The sequence below is a fragment of the Microbacterium sp. MYb54 genome (assembly GCF_002979515.1).
GTDB lineage: Bacteria > Actinomycetota > Actinomycetes > Actinomycetales > Microbacteriaceae > Microbacterium.
In genome coordinates this window covers 121,991-139,199 of sequence record NZ_PCPA01000012.1, presented here as the reverse complement: position 1 = coordinate 139,199, position 17,209 = coordinate 121,991, and the positions used below count along the sequence as shown (strand labels likewise).

Annotated in this window: 14 protein-coding genes and 1 riboswitch; of the genes, 13 read left to right on the top strand and 1 reads right to left on the bottom strand. The window is 65.7% G+C overall.

Annotated features, from left to right (window positions below; all coding sequences use genetic code 11):
- The 10 genes from CQ040_RS13990 to CQ040_RS13945 all read left to right on the top strand — a co-directional run.
- A partial coding sequence (locus CQ040_RS13990; RefSeq protein WP_146113888.1) for an ABC transporter ATP-binding protein occupies positions 1-498 on the top strand: 498 nt, incomplete at its 5' end.
- Between the two features lie 190 nt (positions 499-688).
- A riboswitch (glycine riboswitch) is annotated at positions 689-783 on the top strand.
- A gap of 154 nt (positions 784-937) precedes the next feature.
- Positions 938-2,062 carry a glycine cleavage system aminomethyltransferase GcvT gene (gene gcvT, locus CQ040_RS13985; protein WP_105526948.1) on the top strand — a complete coding sequence of 375 codons (1,125 nt, stop codon included), beginning with the start codon at positions 938-940 and terminating at the stop codon, positions 2,060-2,062.
- On the top strand, positions 2,059-2,436 hold the full coding sequence (gene gcvH / locus CQ040_RS13980; protein WP_105526947.1) for a glycine cleavage system protein GcvH: 378 nt from the start codon (positions 2,059-2,061) through the stop codon (positions 2,434-2,436). Before gcvT ends, gcvH begins: the two co-directional genes overlap by 4 nt.
- Positions 2,437-2,497: 61 nt before the next feature.
- On the top strand, positions 2,498-5,350 hold the full coding sequence (gene gcvP / locus CQ040_RS13975; protein WP_374954134.1) for an aminomethyl-transferring glycine dehydrogenase: 2,853 nt from the start codon (positions 2,498-2,500) through the stop codon (positions 5,348-5,350).
- A gap of 218 nt (positions 5,351-5,568) precedes the next feature.
- Positions 5,569-7,203: an ABC transporter substrate-binding protein gene (locus CQ040_RS13970; protein WP_105526945.1), complete on the top strand. Its 1,635-nt coding sequence runs from the start codon at positions 5,569-5,571 to the stop codon at positions 7,201-7,203.
- A gap of 100 nt (positions 7,204-7,303) precedes the next feature.
- Positions 7,304-8,230, top strand: coding sequence for an ABC transporter permease (locus CQ040_RS13965; RefSeq protein WP_105526944.1), 927 nt, complete (start codon positions 7,304-7,306; stop codon positions 8,228-8,230).
- Positions 8,223-9,164: an ABC transporter permease gene (locus CQ040_RS13960; protein WP_105526943.1), complete on the top strand. Its 942-nt coding sequence runs from the start codon at positions 8,223-8,225 to the stop codon at positions 9,162-9,164. Before CQ040_RS13965 ends, CQ040_RS13960 begins: the two co-directional genes overlap by 8 nt.
- Positions 9,161-10,834, top strand: coding sequence for an ABC transporter ATP-binding protein (locus CQ040_RS13955; protein ID WP_105526942.1), 1,674 nt, complete (start codon positions 9,161-9,163; stop codon positions 10,832-10,834). The genes CQ040_RS13960 and CQ040_RS13955 overlap by 4 nt, the downstream gene beginning before the upstream one ends.
- A 2-nt stretch (positions 10,835-10,836) precedes the next feature.
- Entirely contained in the window at positions 10,837-11,403 is a 567-nt protein-coding gene (locus CQ040_RS13950; RefSeq protein WP_105526941.1) for a PH domain-containing protein, read from the top strand.
- Positions 11,404-11,593: 190 nt separating this feature from the next.
- On the top strand, positions 11,594-12,064 hold the full coding sequence (locus CQ040_RS13945) for a hypothetical protein (protein ID WP_105526940.1): 471 nt from the start codon (positions 11,594-11,596) through the stop codon (positions 12,062-12,064).
- Positions 12,065-12,157: 93 nt separating this feature from the next.
- Here the strand turns inward: CQ040_RS13945 and CQ040_RS13940 are convergent, their stop codons facing one another.
- A complete protein-coding gene (locus CQ040_RS13940) occupies positions 12,158-12,964 on the bottom strand; it encodes a CPBP family intramembrane glutamic endopeptidase (protein ID WP_105526958.1) in 807 nt (268 codons plus the stop codon).
- A gap of 102 nt (positions 12,965-13,066) precedes the next feature.
- Between CQ040_RS13940 and typA the strand changes: the two genes are divergently transcribed.
- From typA to glsA, 3 genes are all read left to right on the top strand, one after another.
- Positions 13,067-14,980, top strand: coding sequence for a translational GTPase TypA (gene typA / locus CQ040_RS13935; RefSeq protein ID WP_028503618.1), 1,914 nt, complete (start codon positions 13,067-13,069; stop codon positions 14,978-14,980).
- A gap of 195 nt (positions 14,981-15,175) precedes the next feature.
- Positions 15,176-16,069 (top strand): phospholipase, encoded by an 894-nt coding sequence (locus CQ040_RS13930; protein ID WP_105526939.1) that lies wholly within the window; start codon positions 15,176-15,178, stop codon positions 16,067-16,069.
- A 97-nt stretch (positions 16,070-16,166) separates the two neighbouring features.
- Positions 16,167-17,201, top strand: a complete 1,035-nt coding sequence (gene glsA, locus CQ040_RS13925; protein ID WP_105526938.1) for a glutaminase A — start codon at positions 16,167-16,169, stop codon at positions 17,199-17,201.
- The last annotated feature ends 8 nt before the right edge of the window (positions 17,202-17,209 follow it).

Below are 17,209 nucleotides of genomic sequence, written 5' to 3'. Positions count from 1 at the left end.
CCGATCCGCCTGCACCACCCGGAACTCTCCCGCACCCAGGTGCGGGAGCGGGCCGTGGAACTACTGGAGCGGGTGCGGTTGACGCCGGGGGAGAGTTTCGCGGAGCGTCGCCCGCACGAACTGTCCGGCGGGCAGCGGCAGCGGGTCGCGATCGCCCGGGCGTTGGCCCCGGGGGCACGGTTCATCGTCGCCGACGAGCCCGTGTCCATGCTCGATGTGTCGATCCGACTCGGGGTGTTGAACCTGCTCGCAGACCTGCAGCGCGAAGAGAACCTGGGCGTGTTGTACATCACGCACGATCTGGCCACGGCCCGGCATTTCTCGGATGAGATCATGGTGCTCTACAAGGGTGACGTCGTCGAACGGGGCCCCGCGGACGAGGTCATCCTGAACCCGCAGCACGAGTACACCAAGACGCTCCTCGGCGCGGCACCCGAGCCCGACAACCTCGGCCGCCTCCGCGACGAAGTCCGCACCGAACTCGGCATCGCGCACTGAGAAGTCTCGCCCACTGAGAAGCATGGCGCACTGACGCACAGCCCTTCGCCCCATCCGCTCCGGTCGCACTTCCTGTCGCTCGAACACGTTCACGGCGACAGGAAGTGCGACCGGAGCCTTGTCTTGCCCGGCGGGCCTCGAGGTTCGGAGGGCACCCGCTAGACTGAACGCACAACTGAAGACAGGCCGAATGACCCACGCGGGAGAGCCCCGGCGAACGCAGCCGGGCACCGAAGGAGCAAGCCTCCCCGCCAATCTCTCAGGTACGCGTACCGCGCGGTTCCGGCCACTCTGAAAAGCGATCCAGCGATACTGCGGATCCGCCGACGGTGAAAGCCCTGCCTCCGTGCACGGGTGAAGCTCTCAGGCCTATGACAGAGGGGGAGTTCCGAGGAACGACGGTGCCGCCGTTCCGCCCGATACAGCCCGGGAGAACTCCATGTCCGACCCCCGCTACACCCCGCTGCGCGAGCGCCATGAGGCGCTCGGTGCGTCGTTCACCGACTTCGGCGGCTGGCAGATGCCGGTGCGCTACACGTCTGACCTCGCCGAGCACCACGCGGTGCGCCAAAGCGCGGGCATCTTCGACATCTCGCACATGGCCGAGTTCACGGTCCGTGGCAGCGGCGCCGCAGACTTCCTCGACTACGCCCTCGCCGGTCGCCTCTCGGCTCTGGCTGTCGGCAAGGCGAAGTACTCGCTCCTGCTCGCCGAGTCCGGCGGGATCATCGACGACGTGATCGTCTATCGCCTGCAGGACGACGACTTCCTCATCATCTCCAACGCGGGCAACCGCGACGCCGTGTCGGCGGCCCTCGCCGCGCGCACCGACGGGTTCGACGTCACGGTGCACGACGTCTCCGACGACTACGCGCTCATCGCCGTGCAGGGCCCGAACGCCGAGGCCATCCTCGCGGCGACCGCTGCCATCACCGACGTCAGTGTTCCCTGGGCGGAACAGAAGTACTACGCCTGGGCCTCCGCGAACCACGACGGCAAGCCGGTCCTCCTCGCGCGCACCGGCTACACCGGCGAAGACGGGTTCGAGCTCCTCGTCGCCGCCGACAGCGCCGCGTCGCTCTGGGACGCTCTGCTCACAGCCGGCGAACCTCAGGGCCTCGTCCCCGCCGGGCTCGCCGCGCGCGACACCCTTCGACTCGAGGCGGGGATGCCCCTCTACGGCCACGAGCTGAGCCTTGACACCCGGCCGTCTCAGGCGGGCCTCGGGCGCGTCGTCGTGACTGCGAAGGAGCGCTTCGTCGGAAAGGATGCGCTCTCCGCTGCCGCAGACTCGAGCGAAGCATCCGATGCCCCGGTCCTGGTCGGACTCGTCGCCGAGGGCAAGCGCGCCGGACGCGCCGGATACGCCGTCGTCGACCATGACGGATCGGCCCTCGGCGAGATCACCAGCGGTGCGCTCAGCCCGACGCTCGGTCATCCGATCGCGATGGCCTACGTGAACCCTTCTTCCGCTGAAGAGGGAACCGCAGTATTCCTTGATGTGCGGGGGACCAGGATTCCCGCGACCGTGACCGCCCTGCCTTTCTATCGGAGGACCAAATGACCGACCTCACCGCACTCCACTACACCGAAGAGCACGAGTGGATCGCCGCTGACGGCGACACCGTGACCATCGGCATCACCGATTACGCCGCCGAGAAGCTGGGCGATGTCGTGTTCGTCGAGCTCCCCGCCGTCGGCACCGAGGTCACCGCGGGAGCGGTCGTCGGCGAGATCGAGTCGACCAAGTCGGTCGGCGAGCTGTATGCCCCCGTCACCGGCACGGTCGTCGAGGTCAACGACGCGGCGGTCGATGACCCGTCGCTCGTGAACGCTGCGCCGTTCGAGGGCGGCTGGCTCCTCAAGATCAGCATCGCAGCCGGCGCGCTCGACGGACTGCTCGACCGCGACGCCTACGTCGCACTCACGGAGGGCTGATTCACCAGTGGTCACTTTCGCCGATCGTCATATCGGACCCACGGATGCGGCGCAGCGCACGATGCTCGCAGCCCTCGGCCTCGACACCGCAGGAGCGGACGATGCGTTGAGCTCGGTCGAGGTGCTGATGCGCCAGGCCGTTCCCGCATCGATCTACACCGGCCCCTCCTCTGATGCGACGGATGCGCCATCGCGTATCCCCGCTGCCGCGAGCGAGACCGAGGCTCTCGCCGAGCTGCGCACCCTCGCCGCGCGCAACACGGTGAACCGACCGATGATCGGTCTCGGCTACTACGGCACCATCACCCCCCAGGTGATCCAGCGGAACGTGCTGGAGAACCCGTCCTGGTACACGGCGTACACGCCGTATCAGCCGGAGATCTCGCAGGGGCGCCTGGCGGCGCTGATCAACTTCCAGACGATGGTGTCCGAGCTCACCGGCCTGACCACGGCCAATGCGTCGATGCTCGACGAGTCCACGGCCGTCGTCGAGGGGATGCTGCTCGCCCGACGCGCCTCGAAGTCGGCATCGACCGTGTTCGCGGTCGACGCGGATGCACTTCCGCAGACCAGAGCGATGCTCGAGACGCGCGCTGAGGCTCTCGGCATCGACATCGTCTCCGTCGACTTCGCCGCAGGGGAGGAGCTGCCGGCCGACCTGTTCGGCGTCTTCGTGCAGTACCCCGGCGCGTCCGGACGGGTCTGGGATCCTTCCGCTGTGTTCGACGCCGCGCACCTCTCCGGCGCCCTCGCGGTCGCAGCCGCCGATCTGCTCGCGCTCACCCTGATCGCCTCGCCGGGTTCGCTCGGTGCCGACGTGGCCGTCGGCACGACCCAGCGCTTCGGCGTGCCGATGGGCTTCGGAGGCCCGCACGCCGGTTACATGGCGGTCCGCTCCGGCCTCGAGCGTCAGCTCCCCGGTCGCCTCGTCGGGGTGTCGGTGGATGCCGACGGCAAGCCCGCGTACCGGCTCTCGCTGCAGACGCGTGAGCAGCACATCCGACGCGAGAAGGCGACCTCGAACATCTGCACCGCCCAGGTGCTGTTGGCTGTGATGGCGTCGATGTACGCGGTCTACCACGGCCCGGACGGACTCCGCGAGATCGCGACCCAGACGACCGCGAAGGCCGCCCTGCTGCGCGACTGGCTGTCAGAGGCCGGCGCCGAGGTCGTGCACGCGGAGTTCTTCGACACTCTGCAGGTGCGCGTTCCCGGCCGTGCCGCCGAGTACGCCGCGCAGGCGCACGACGGCTACGGCATTCTGCTGCACGTGGCGGACGCCGACACGGTCGGCATCGCGGTCGACGAGACCACCACGCTCGGCGAGCTGCACCAGGTCGCCATGGTCTTCGGCGGGAAGAACGAGCGGGCGTTCGGGCTCTTCAGCAACGAGAAGCTGCGAGCCCTTCCCGCCGACCTGCTGCGTGAAGACGAGTACCTCACGCACCCCGTGTTCCACTCCCACCGCAGTGAGACCGCCATGATGCGGTACCTGAAGACCCTCTCCGATCGCGACTACGCGCTCGATCGCGGCATGATCCCGCTGGGGTCCTGCACGATGAAGCTCAACGCCGCCACCGAGATGGCGGCCATCACCTGGCCCGAGTTCGCGGGCATCCACCCGTTCGCTCCGGCTGCCGACGTGCAGGGCTACCTCGAGCTCATCGACCAGCTCGAAGGCTGGCTCGCCGAGGTCACCGGATACGACGCGGTCTCGCTGCAGCCGAACGCCGGTTCGCAGGGTGAGCTCGCGGGCCTTCTCGCCATCCGCGGCTATCACCATGCGAATGGAGATGCGCACCGCACGGTCTGCCTCATCCCGTCGTCGGCGCATGGCACGAACGCGGCCTCGGCCGTGCTTGCGGGCATGAAGGTCGTGGTCGTGGCGACAGACGAGCTCGGCAACGTCGACCTCGACGATCTGCGCGCGAAGATCGCCCTGCACGCCGATGACCTCTCGGCGCTCATGATCACCTACCCCTCCACGCACGGTGTGTACGAGGAGCAGGTCGTCGAGATCACGGCGGCAGTGCACGATGCAGGTGGCCAGGTCTACGTCGACGGCGCGAACCTCAATGCGTTGCTCGGCTATGCCCGCTTCGGCGATCTCGGCGGCGATGTCTCGCACCTCAACCTGCACAAGACGTTCGCGATCCCGCACGGCGGTGGCGGCCCCGGCATCGGCCCGGTGGCGGCGAAGGCTCACCTCGCGCCCTTCCTGCCCTCGCACCCGCTCGCCCAGAGCGACGAGCACTTCGGCGGCTACACGTTCGAGGGCGGCGTCATCTCGGCGGCTCCCTACGGTTCCGCGGGCATCCTGCCGATCTCGTGGGCGTACGTGCGCATGATGGGCCCTGACGGGCTGCGCCGGGCGACCGCTGCGGCCGTGCTCTCGGCGAACTACATGGCGGAGCGTCTCGGCGCTCACTTCCCGGTGCTGTACACCGGCGAGAACGGTCGCGTGGCGCACGAGTGCATCCTCGACCTCCGCCCTCTGAAAGACGCCACCGGCATCACCGTCGACGACGTCGCCAAGCGGCTCATCGACTACGGCTTCCATGCGCCGACGATGTCGTTCCCGGTCGCCGGCACACTCATGGTGGAGCCGACCGAGTCGGAAGACCTCGACGAGATCGAGCGCTTCATCGAGGCGATGATCATGATCAAGGCGGAGGCAGAAGCAGTGGCCGCCGGTCGCTGGCCTGCGGATGACAACCCGCTGGTGCATGCGCCGCATACCGCTGTCTCGCTCATCGCGGGGGAGTGGAACCACGCGTACTCGCGCGAGGACGCCGCATATCCCGTTCATGCTCTGGTCGCCGGCAAGTACTGGCCTCCGGTGCGACGCATCGACCAGGCGTACGGCGACCGCAACCTCGTGTGCGCGTGCCCGCCGGTGGAGGCCTTCGCCTGATCGAGGTGCTCATCTGAGCAGACGGTGCCGCGCTTCTGTGGAGGAGCGCGGCACCGTCTTCTGTTTCGCGGTGTTTCGCTGTTGTTACGGTTGGTCACCACTCAGTAACAGTTCGTTAGCTGAGGAGGATGGTGGCGAAGGGGCGGGTTACCCTCAGGTATCCCTGCGTGCTCGACGATGCGTACGCAGAACCCCAACTGTCCACAGGAGGACACAAAGTGAAGCGCAACAAGATCGCCCTTGCGGGCACCGCGTTGTTCGTGATCAGCGCCCTGGCGCTCGCCGGCTGCGCGAGCGGTGGCGGAGACGAGTCGAACGGCGATGCCGGTGGCAACGTCGACGCGGAAGCTATCATCACGACCAACGGATCTGAGCCCGAGAACCCGCTCATTCCGACCAACACCAACGAGGTCGGTGGCGGAAAGATCCTCGACGAGATCTTCGCTGGGCTGATCTACTACGACGCCGAAGGCAAGCCGGTCAACGATGTGGCTGAGGAGATCACCACGGAGGACCCGCAGAACCTCACTGTGAAGCTCAAGGAGGGACTGAAGTTCACCGATGGTGAAGAAGTCACCGCCGACAACTTCATCAAGGCGTGGAACGAGGGCGCCAAGGCCTCGAACAAGCACCTCTCCAGCTACTTCTTCGAGGACATCGAAGGCTTCAGCTACGACGAGGACTCCGAGCTGACCGGCCTGAAGCAGGTCGACGACTACACCTTCACCATCGCGCTGAACAAGCCGGCCTCCGACTTCGCTCTGCGCCTGGGCTACTCGGCCTTCTACCCGCTGCCCGACGTCGCTTTCGACGACATGGCAGCCTTCGGTGAGAACCCGATCGGCAACGGACCCTACAAGCTCGACGGCGACGCCGCCTGGCAGCACGACGTGCAGATCGATCTCGTTCGCAACGACGACTACGACGGTGGGCGCAAGGCTGCCAACGGTGGCCTCACGATCAACTTCTACGCCACGCAGGAAGCCGCATACGCTGACCTGCTCGGTGGCGAGGTCGACGTCATCGACGCGATCCCGGCTGCCTCGCTCCCGACCTTCCAGGATGAGCTGGGCGACCGTGCGGTGAACCAGCCGTCGGCTGTGTTCCAGTCGTTCACGATCGGCCAGTTCCTCCCGCACTTCTCGGGCGAAGAGGGCATCCTGCGTCGTCAGGCGATCTCCATGGCGATCGACCGCGAGCAGGTCACTGAGAAGATCTTCTCCGGAACCCGCACGCCGGCCGTCGACTTCACGTCGCCGGTCATCGATGGATGGTCGGACAGCGTTCCCGGCAATGAGGTTCTCAAGTTCAACGCTGACAAGGCGAAGGAGCTGTGGGCCGAGGCCGACAAGATCTCGCCCTGGGAGGGCACCTTCCAGATCGCTTACAACTCCGACGGTGGACACCAGGAATGGGTCGACGCCGTGACCAACCAGATCAAGAACACCCTCGGCATCGACGCCTCCGGCGCTCCGTACCCGACGTTCGCGGTCATCCGTGAAGAGGTCAACAACCGCTCGATCAAGACGGCAGCCCGCTCGGGCTGGCAGGCGGACTACCCGGGTCTGTACAACTTCCTGGGCCCGCTCTACGCCACCAACGCCGGATCGAACGACGGCGACTACTCGAACCCCGAGTTCGACAAGCTGATCGCCGCCGGCATCAGCAACCCCGACTCGGCAGCGCAGATCGAGGACTTCACGAAGGCGCAGGAGGTCCTCTTCAACGATCTCCCGGCGATCCCGCTGTGGTACTCGAACGTCACCGGTGGTTTCAGCGAGAACGTCGACAACGTCACGTTCGGCTGGAACTCGGTGCCGCTGTACTACGAGATCACGAAGGCCGCCAAGTAGGACGGACTGAACTGATCCCTGTGAGGCGGTGACGGCAACGTCACCGCCTCACAGGGCTGTTCTCGTTCTGCCTGCTTGCCGTTCTCAGAAGGAACCGCGGATGCTCAGCTACATCCTCAGACGTCTCCTGCAGGTGATCCCCGTATTCTTCGGGGCCACTCTGCTCATCTACTTCCTGGTCTTCGCGATGCCGGGAGACCCCATTCTCGCCCTGTTCGGCGATCGAACCCCCAACCCTGCGCTCGTCGAGGCGCTGCGTGAGCAATACCACTTGAACGATCCGTTCATCGTCCAGTACTGGTACTACATCACCGGCGTTCTGACCGGAGATCTCGGGACCACGTTCTCGGGTCGATCCGTTGCCGACGTTCTCGCGGATACGCTTCCCGTGACCGGTCGCCTGGCGATCATGGCAATCGGGATCGAGTTCACGCTCGCGATCATCGTCGGGACGATCTCCGGTCTTCGCAAGGGCAAGGCATTCGACAACATCGCACTCGTCGTAGCCCTGGTCGCGATCGCGATTCCGATCTTCGTGCTCTGCTTCCTCGCTCAGTACTTCTTGGCGATCCAGTGGGGCTGGTTCAAACCGACTGTCGGCGCCGACAACGACTGGGGCGGCTTGTGGTTGCCGGCCCTCGTTCTCGGGTTCAGTCTGTTCGCGGTGAGCATGCGCCTCATGCGCGGTTCCGTGATCGACACCCTGAACCAGGACTGGGTCCGCACGGCCTACAGCAAGGGACTGTCGCGCGGTCGGGTCATTCCGGTGCACGTGCTTCGCAACTCGCTGATTCCCGTGATCACCAACTCCGCGACCAACTTCGGTGTTCTGCTCGTCGGTGCGACGGTGACCGAGGGCATCTTCAATGTCCCCGGCGTCGGTAACACACTCTTCCAGGCGGTACAGAGAGGCGAGGGGCCGACCGTGGTCTCTTTCGTGACGGTGTTCGTCATCCTCTACGTCCTGGTGAACCTGCTCGTCGACCTGCTCTACGGTCTGCTCGATCCGAGGATCCGCTATGTCTGACCCCACGACTCCACAGCACTACGTCGCTCCGGTCGAGACTGAATCGATCACGGTCGATGCCGTCCGCATCGCGGAGAAGCCCAGCAACCTGTGGCGCGATGCCTGGCGCGATCTGCGTCGTCGGCCGCTGTTCTGGTTCTCCGTGGTGCTCGCCGCGCTGTTCATCGTCGTCGCCGCATGGCCATCGCTCTTCACGAACGTGGATCCGCGCAGCTGCGATCTCATGTACAGCAATGAGGGACCGGCTCCGGGACACCCGCTCGGCTACACGTTCCAGGGGTGCGACATCTACTCGCGCGTAATCTGGGGCGCGCAGACCTCGCTTGCGGTGGGCCTCATCGCGACGATCATCGCATCGTTCGTCGGCCTCGTCATGGGCGCGCTCGCGGGCTTCTACGGCGGGTGGCTCGATGCGCTGCTCTCCCGCATCGGCGACATCTTCTTCGCGATCCCGTACATCCTCGCAGCTGTCGTGGTCATGACGGTGTTCTCCGACTCCCGGTCGGTGTGGACGCTCGCGTTCGCGATCGGTGGATTCGCCTGGGCGTCGACCGCACGTGTCGTTCGCGCGGAGATCCTGCGCGTGCGACAGGCGGACTTCGTGATGGCCTCACAGTCTTTGGGGCAGTCGAGGTTCCGCATCCTGCTGAACCACGTCATTCCCAACGCCATCGCCCCGCTGCTCGTGGTCTCCACGCTGGGTCTCGCCGCGGCCATCGTCGCGGAGGCGACGCTGTCGTTCCTCGGCGTCGGACTCGGCAGCAACGTCATGTCCTGGGGTAACGACATCAGCCAGGCTCAGGCCGCGCTTCGTGTCGCTCCGATGGCACTCATCTACCCGTCGATCGCGCTCACGCTCGCCGTGCTCGCGTTCGTGACCCTGGGCGAACTCACGCGAGACGCCCTCGACCCGAAGGCGAGGGCCCGTCGATGAGAGACGTGATCTCCGATCAGGTTCCCCTCCTGAGCGTGCGCGACCTCAAGGTCGCTTTCCGGACTCAAGACGGGCTGCGCGAAGTGCTTCACGGCGTCAGCTTCGACATCCTCCCCGGTGAGACGGTGGCGATCGTCGGCGAGTCCGGTTCGGGCAAGTCGACGACGGCGACCGCCATTGTGGATCTGCTCCCCGGCACCGGCGTGATCACCCACGGTTCGATCACTCTCGAGGGACGCGAGCTCACCAAGCTCAGTCGCCGCGAGATGGAGCAGGTGCGTGGACGCGACGTGGGGTTCGTCCCCCAGGATCCGATGTCGAACCTCAACCCGGTCTGGAGCATCGGCTTCCAGGTGAAGGAGGCGGTACGTGCGAACGGTATCGCCAAGGGTCGGCAGGCAGCCAATGCGCGCACGGTGGAGGTGCTGAAACAGGCCGGACTCGCTGATGCGGAGCGCCGACTCCACCAGTACCCCCATCAGTTCTCAGGTGGTATGCGGCAGCGTGCGCTCATCGGAATCGGTCTTGCGGCCGATCCCAAGCTGCTGATCGCAGATGAGCCGACCTCGGCTCTCGACGTGACGGTGCAACGCGTGATCCTCGATCACATGGCCTCGCTCACGAGGGACAAGGGAACGTCCGTGCTGCTGATCACGCACGACCTCGGCCTTGCCGCTGAGCGCGCGGAGAAGATCATCGTCATGAGCGGCGGCAGCATCGTCGAGGCAGGCCCGAGCAGGCAGATCCTGGAGAACCCGCAGCATCCGTACACGAAGCGACTCGTGGCCGCGGCACCCAGTGTCGCCTCGCAGCGTATCCAAGCGGTGGTGGAGGACAGGGGTATCGAGACGCTCGACGACCTCGCCGACATTCCGCCAGCGGTGCGTGTCGCCGGCCTCACGAAGGACTACAAGATCCGGCAGGGGAACTTCCGCAGTGAAGCGTTCCGTGCGGTGGACAACGTGTCGTTCGAGATCCCGAAGGGCAAGACGCTCGCCCTGGTCGGCGAGTCGGGCTCCGGCAAGTCGACGGTCGCGAAGATGGTTCTGAAACTCGAGGAACCCACGAGCGGCACGATCGAGATCGATGGCCAGGATGTGTCCGGCCTGTCGAACGCTCAGGCATTCGGTCTCCGTCGGCGTATGCAGCCCGTCTTCCAGGACCCGTACGGTTCGCTCGATCCGTTGCGCAACATCGGCAACACGATCGCTGAGCCGCTGCAGATCCACGGCGTCGGTGATCGCGCCTCGCACCGCGAGCGGGTCGAGGAACTCCTCGACCAGGTGGCGCTTCCGCGAGCGCTCGCGACGCGGTATCCGAACGAGCTCTCCGGCGGTCAGCGACAGCGTGTCGCGATCGCGCGGGCGCTCGCGCTGAAGCCCGACATCGTCGTGCTGGATGAGGCGGTCTCCGCTCTCGATGTGCTGGTGCAGGACCAGGTGCTGAAGCTCCTGGCCGACCTGCAGTCGGAGCTCGACCTGACATATCTGTTCATCACGCACGACCTTGCCGTCGTCCGCGTGTCGAGCGATCTCGTCTGCGTGATGGAGAGCGGGAAGATCGTCGAACAGGGAACTGTCGATGAGATCTTCGCCAATCCTCAGCAGGAGTACACGGAGCGGCTTCTGCACGCGATCCCCGGTGCGGCGATCACCCTCGGCGGCCACTGAACGTGACTGAACCACAACACCCCGAGGGCGCACACACGTACCGTGCGTCCTCGGGGCTGGTCATCCTGATTCCGAGCGTGCTCCTGGCGCTCTTTCTCCTCGGCGACGCCGTCGTTCGGGGGAGTTGGGGCCAGATGCTGCTCCTCGCTCCTTGGGTGCTGCTCGCCCTCTGGCTCGTGTACGAGCTCAGCTACGTCTCATCCGTCCGGGTCGACTCAGAGGGTGTCGTCGTGCAGAACATGCTTCGGCGGACGAGCTTCGGATGGAAGAGCGTGCGTGACATCGATCTGCGCTGGCAGCTGCAGTTCTCACTCGACGACGGACGAGAGCTCACCTGCTACGGTGGCCCGGCGCGTGCACGGCCACCGCGTCCCGTGAGGGGCGGCGAGAGCGAGGCCAAAGCTCCGTCCGGACTGCGAGCGCTCACGACGATCCGCGACCTGTGGGACGCGGCTGCAGCTGGAGATTCGTCGATCCGTCGTAGCTGGGACGTTCCCGCGCTCATCGCGCTCGCTGTGATCGCAGCCTGGGCGGTCGGAGCGATCGTCGTCACCAACGCCGGCTGGTGATTTGGATCTTTGGTCGATCGAGCGCATCTTTCGGCCAGTGTGCGGGTCTATTGCGTGCAGAAGTCCATCAAGAATTGACGACCTTGGTCCAATCAAATTCGGAACGTCGCACTTATTGTGTTATTCGCTTGACGCGATCTTGAACAGGATGTTATTCCCTTAAGGACATTGTTCCAAAGGGGGAAACGCAATGAAGCAAAGAAATATCAAAATCGGTCTGATCGCAGGCGTGTCGGCTCTTGCCCTGGCGCTGGGTGGAGCCAGCTCCGCGAGTGCCGCAGCCCTCGCCACAACTACCATCGGAACGAAGACCTCGTCTACGTTGACGAACACCTTCGCCTCGACTCCGGCGCTACCAGACAATTCCAAAATCACGGTTACGGCGAATTTCACCAATCACACCGCCAATAGCGTCAAGATCACAACGTACAGGATCTGCTATACAAGCGGACCGGCCACGAGTATCACTGTGGCTCCTTACACGCGGAACTCGGGCGGCAATGCGGCGGGCGATACCACTCCGTGGCTGGTGGTTGCCAAGGGAAAATGCCAGACCTGGACGGCGAACAAGGTATACAACAAGCAGTCCGATGGCGAGGTTGTGCGGGTTGTGTCGAGAATCGGAACGACGATCGAGACCGTCGCCGCGTGGTACAGGTAATCCGGTAACAACCGTTCAACTGCGATGCCGACGCGCGAAGAGTGCGTCTTCAACGGGTGGGGTGCTGCATGCAGCGTCCCACCCGTTGTCCATTCAGACCGGCAGACCGAAGAGCCCTGGCCACATCGACGCCGCCCAGGGGTACCCGACGAACGCGGCGGCATCGATCACGAAATGCGCCACGAGGAACGGCATCAGCCGGCCGGTGCGCTGATACAGCCAGCCGAAGAGCAGTCCCATCGCCAGGTTCCCGATGAACGCGGGGTACCCCTGGTAGAGGTGGTAGCTGGCGCGCAGGATCGAGGTCGCGATGATGATCGACCACGGCCCCCAGCCGAGCTGCCGCAGTCGAGTGAAGAGGTATCCGAGCAGCACGAACTCCTCCTGCAAGGAGGCGCGGGCCGCGGCGAGCAGCAGGACGGGGACGGTCCACCAGTATGCGTCGATCCCCGCCGGGTCGATGGCCACCGTCAAGCCCAGGGCGCGGCCGGCGAAGTAGAGACCGAGACCGGGGATGCCGATCGCGAGCACGAGGAGGATGCCGCGTCCCGCATCCCCGGCGAACCGGCTGCCGTCCAGACCCAGGCGTTCCAGGTGCGGGCGGCGCGACTGCCAGAGCAGGAAGCAGACGAGCAGCACCGGGACGATCGAGAACCCGATCGCGAGAACCTGGTAGATCAGGTCGAAGATCTCCCGGTCGCTTCGCGATGGATTGAGCTTCGCGACCTGGTCGGCGATCGGAACCTCGTCGGTGAGGCGATAGGCCAGCTGCACGATCGCGTACACCGCGGACTGCCCGAGACCGAGCGCCAGGACGATCGCGATCTCCCACCACAGGCGCCCGCGAGACGGCGCGGGGGAGAGGTCTGGGAGGTCGCCGGAAGCCTGCGGTTGGGTCACGATCTCGATGCTACGACCTGCTTTCAGGAACATGCCCTGAGCTTGCGTTATCCTGGAACGTCGGCTTCCCGGCAAAACCCCACACCCTTTTAGGAAACTTGCATGGCGCACGCCCTCCGTTCTGACCTCCGCAACGTCGCAATCGTCGCCCACGTCGACCACGGCAAGACGACTCTCGTCGACGCCATGCTCCGCCAGACGGGTTCCTTCGGCGAACACGCCCACGTCGATGAGCGTGCCATGGACTCGAACGATCTCGAGCGTGAGAAGGGCATCACGATCCTCGCCAAGAACACGGCGATCACGTACAAGGGCAAGCACGCCCACGGCAAGGAGATCACGATCAACGTGATCGACACCCCCGGTCACGCCGACTTCGGTGGCGAGGTCGAGCGCGGCCTGTCCATGGTCGACGGTGTCGTGCTGCTCGTCGACGCGAGTGAGGGCCCGCTGCCGCAGACGCGCTTCGTGCTGCGCAAGGCGCTCGAGTCCAAGCTCCCCGTCATCCTGCTGGTCAACAAGACCGACCGCCCCGACGCCCGCATCGCGGAGGTCGAGGAAGAAGCACACGACCTGCTGCTGGGCCTGGCATCCGACCTCGTCGATGATGTTCCCGACCTCGACGTCGATGCTCTGCTCGACGTGCCGGTGGTCTACGCCTCCGGTCGTGCCGGCGCCGCATCGCAGAACCGTCCGGCCGACGGCTCGCTGCCTGACAACGACGACCTCGAGCCGCTGTTCGAGGCGATCCTCGAGCACGTGCCCGCGCCCTCGTACGACGACGAGCACCCGCTGCAGGCCTGGGTCACGAACCTCGACTCCAGCCCGTTCCTCGGCCGTCTCGCGCTGCTCCGCGTCTTCAACGGCACGCTGAAGAAGGGCCAGACCGTGGCCTGGGTCCGTGCAGACGGCACGCACCAGAACGCTCGCATCACCGAGCTGCTGAAGACCCGTGCTCTCGAGCGCTACCCGGCCGAGTCCGCCGGCCCCGGCGACATCGTCGCCATCGCCGGCTTCGACAACATCACCATCGGTGAGACGATCGCCGATCCCGAAGACGTGCGCCCCCTGCCGGCCATCACGGTCGACGACCCCGCCATCTCGATGACGATCGGTACCAACACCTCGCCGCTCATGGGCAAGGTCAAGGGCCACAAGCTCACCGCTCGCATGGTCAAGGACCGTCTCGACAAGGAGCTCATCGGCAACGTCTCGCTCAAGGTCGTCGACATCGGTCGTCCCGACGCGTGGGAGGTGCAGGGTCGCGGAGAGCTTGCCCTCGCCATCCTCGTCGAGAACATGCGCCGTGAAGGCTTCGAGCTCACCGTCGGCAAGCCGCAGGTGGTCACGAAGAAGATCGACGGCAAGACCTACGAGCCGTTCGAGCACCTCACGATCGACACTCCCGAAGAGCACCTCGGCGCGATCACTCAGCTGCTCGCAGGTCGTAAGGGCCGCATGGAGAACATGACCAACCACGGCACCGGCTGGGTGCGCATGGAGTTCGTCGTTCCGTCGCGTGGTCTGATCGGCTTCCGCAGCGAATTCCTGACCACCACGCGCGGTACCGGCATCGCCAACGCGATCTCCCACGGCTACGAGCCGTGGGCGGGTTCCATCACCACGCGTCAGAACGGCTCGATCGTCGCGGACCGCACGGGTGTCGTCACTCCGTTCGCGATGATCGCCCTGCAGGAGCGCATGTCGTTCTTCGTGCAGCCGACGCAGGAGGTCTACGAGGGCATGGTCATCGGCGAGAACTCGCGCGCCGACGACATGGACGTCAACATCACCAAGGAGAAGAAGCTCACCAACATGCGCGCGGCGAGCTCCGACACCTTCGAGTCGATGACGCCTCCGCGCCAGCTCACCCTCGAGGAGAGCCTCGAGTTCGCCCGCGACGACGAATGCGTCGAGGTGACCCCTGAGGTCGTCCGCATCCGCAAGGTGAACCTCGACGCGAACACCCGTGCGCGTGAGACTGCGCGTATGAAGCGTCAGGACGCCAGCGTCTGAGACACCGCTCAGAGCATCTCCGAGTGAGAGGGTCTCGCACTGCCATACGGCATGTGCGAGGCCCTCTTCTCATGTAAATCCCAGGTGAGGGATGGTTTTCGTTCAGGTTGATGGGTCAGACTCGTTCACTTGCGCCTGGGACGAGCTCCCGATGAGTCTCCTGCAAGGGCGTACGACCACCCGAAAGTCGAACCCATGCTTCAGAAAACCCGTGCGCTTCGGCGTGCCTCCGCGGCGGCGGATGCCCGCGCCGCTGCCCACCGTCCGATGACCATTCTGGGGGTCGCGGCAGCGACGCTCGTCGGCATCACCCTCAGTGTCGGCCTCGCCGCCACCCCCGCGGTCGCGGCTGTGAATCCTGCGGCTGCTGTCACCGCACCTGTCCTGGTCGGCACCGAGCCGCTGTCCCAGATCACCGAAGACGCCACGGCGGCGGTGGCCGAGGGGAAGGATGCCGTCGCGGCAGCCGTGGCGCTGGACGCAGAGGTCGTCGCTTCAGGGCTCGACGTCGGTGTCACGCGATCTGTCGACACCTCCGACCTCGAAGACCATATCGATGAGCTCGCCGATCGCGATGTGACACCGGTGCTCGTCGTGGGCGTCCAGGCCGACGAGACCGCCGCCGAGACGGCAAAGGTGGTCTCGAACACCGAGACGCTCCGGGGCGCCCTGACCGCCGCCCAGCAGAAGCAGGCCGAGGAAGAGGCCGCGCGTGTCGCTGCGGAACAGGCGGCGCAGGCCGCTGCGGCGCAGCAGGCGGCCGCGGCGCTGGCGGCGTCCAACACCGTCGAAGGCGCGAAGGCGAGCGCCCGGGAGCAGATGTCGAGCCGGTACGGGTGGGGTGACGGTCAGTTCTCCTGCCTTGAGTCGTTGTGGAACAAAGAGTCGGGCTGGAACTACCAGGCCTACAACCCGAGTGGCGCCACCGGCATCCCGCAGGCCCTTCCCGGCGGCAAGATGGCATCGGCCGGTGCCGACTGGCAGACGAGTGCCGCGACGCAGGTCGCCTGGGGGCTGGGTTACATCTCATCGGTGTACGGCACCCCCTGCAGCGCGTGGTCGCACTCTCAGGCGATGAACTGGTACTGATCCGAGGCATGCATCCGAGGAGCTTCTAGCCGCAGAAGGGGTTCGAGCGCTACGGTGACACTGACGGCTGGGGGCGTCACGGATCCGAGGAGGAGATGTGCTCGACCCCGTGGCGTGGCGCGATGTCCGGCAAGAGGTGTCCACCGGCACATTGCCCGGGTGGGATCGTGTCGAGGAGATCGTGCGCGACGCGCACTCCCGCTATTCGGAGGAGCGCGGTGGCCGGGTCGCCGACTACATTCCCGTGCTCGCCGAGGTCGATCCGGAGCTGTTCGGTCTGGCCGTCATCGAGGTGGGCGGCGGGCTGCACGACGCCGGTGATGCGCTTCATCCCTTCTCCATCCAGTCGATCTCGAAGATGTTCGTCTATGCCCTGGCGATCCAGGAGTACGGGCACGAGCGCGTTCGGCAGATCGTCGGAGTGAACAACACCGGACTCGCGTTCAACTCCGTGATGGCGCTGGAACTGAACAGCGGGCACCCCATGAACCCGATGGTCAACGCGGTAGCGATCGCGACGACCGCGTTGATGCCGGGTGCGACCGCGGTCGAGCAGTGGGAGCGTGTCCGGGAAGGGCTGTCGGCGTTCGCGGGACGCCCCTTGAGCCTCGACGGGGTGGTTTACGCTTCTGAGGCGGAGACGAACGACCGCAATCGCGCGATCGGTCGTCTGCTTCGCAGCTATGACCGACTGGCGGGGGATCCGGACGAAGTCGTCGACGTCTATACGCGTCAATGCGCGCTCAGCGTCACGGCGCACGATCTGGCGGTGATGGGCGCGACGCTCGCGGACGGCGGTGTGAACCCCGTCACCGGTGAACGGGTGGTCTCCGAAGAGGTGTGCCGTGACACGCTCTCCGTCGTCGCATCCACCGGTCTGTACGAGCGATCGGGCGACTGGCTGTTCGAGATCGGCCTGCCGGCGAAGTCAGGTGTCGCCGGAGGCATCGTCGCGGTCGCTCCCGGCAAGGGCGCGGCGGCCGGCTTCTCGCCACGTCTCGACGAGGCGGGCAACTCGGTCCGTTCCCAGATGGCGATCGGATATCTCTCGCGCGCGCTGGGCCTCAACCTGTTCGCATCGGCGCCTGCACGCTCGCATCACCCCGAGTCCGTCCCTTCGTCCGCACCGTAGGAGCCGTC

What these genes read in the sequence shown, in the direction of transcription:
- CQ040_RS13965 (WP_105526944.1), top strand. Translation starts at nt 7,304, where the DNA reads ATGCTCAGCTACATCCTCAGACGTCTCCTGCAGGTGATCCCCGTATTC.
- gcvT (WP_105526948.1), top strand. Translation starts at nt 938, where the DNA reads ATGTCCGACCCCCGCTACACCCCGCTGCGCGAGCGCCATGAGGCGCTC.
- CQ040_RS13955 (WP_105526942.1), top strand. Translation starts at nt 9,161, where the DNA reads ATGAGAGACGTGATCTCCGATCAGGTTCCCCTCCTGAGCGTGCGCGAC.
- CQ040_RS13945 (WP_105526940.1), top strand. Translation starts at nt 11,594, where the DNA reads ATGAAGCAAAGAAATATCAAAATCGGTCTGATCGCAGGCGTGTCGGCT.
- CQ040_RS13960 (WP_105526943.1), top strand. Translation starts at nt 8,223, where the DNA reads ATGTCTGACCCCACGACTCCACAGCACTACGTCGCTCCGGTCGAGACT.
- CQ040_RS13930 (WP_105526939.1), top strand. Translation starts at nt 15,176, where the DNA reads ATGCTTCAGAAAACCCGTGCGCTTCGGCGTGCCTCCGCGGCGGCGGAT.
- typA (WP_028503618.1), top strand. Translation starts at nt 13,067, where the DNA reads ATGGCGCACGCCCTCCGTTCTGACCTCCGCAACGTCGCAATCGTCGCC.
- gcvH (WP_105526947.1), top strand. Translation starts at nt 2,059, where the DNA reads ATGACCGACCTCACCGCACTCCACTACACCGAAGAGCACGAGTGGATC.
- gcvP (WP_374954134.1), top strand. Translation starts at nt 2,498, where the DNA reads ATGCTCGCAGCCCTCGGCCTCGACACCGCAGGAGCGGACGATGCGTTG.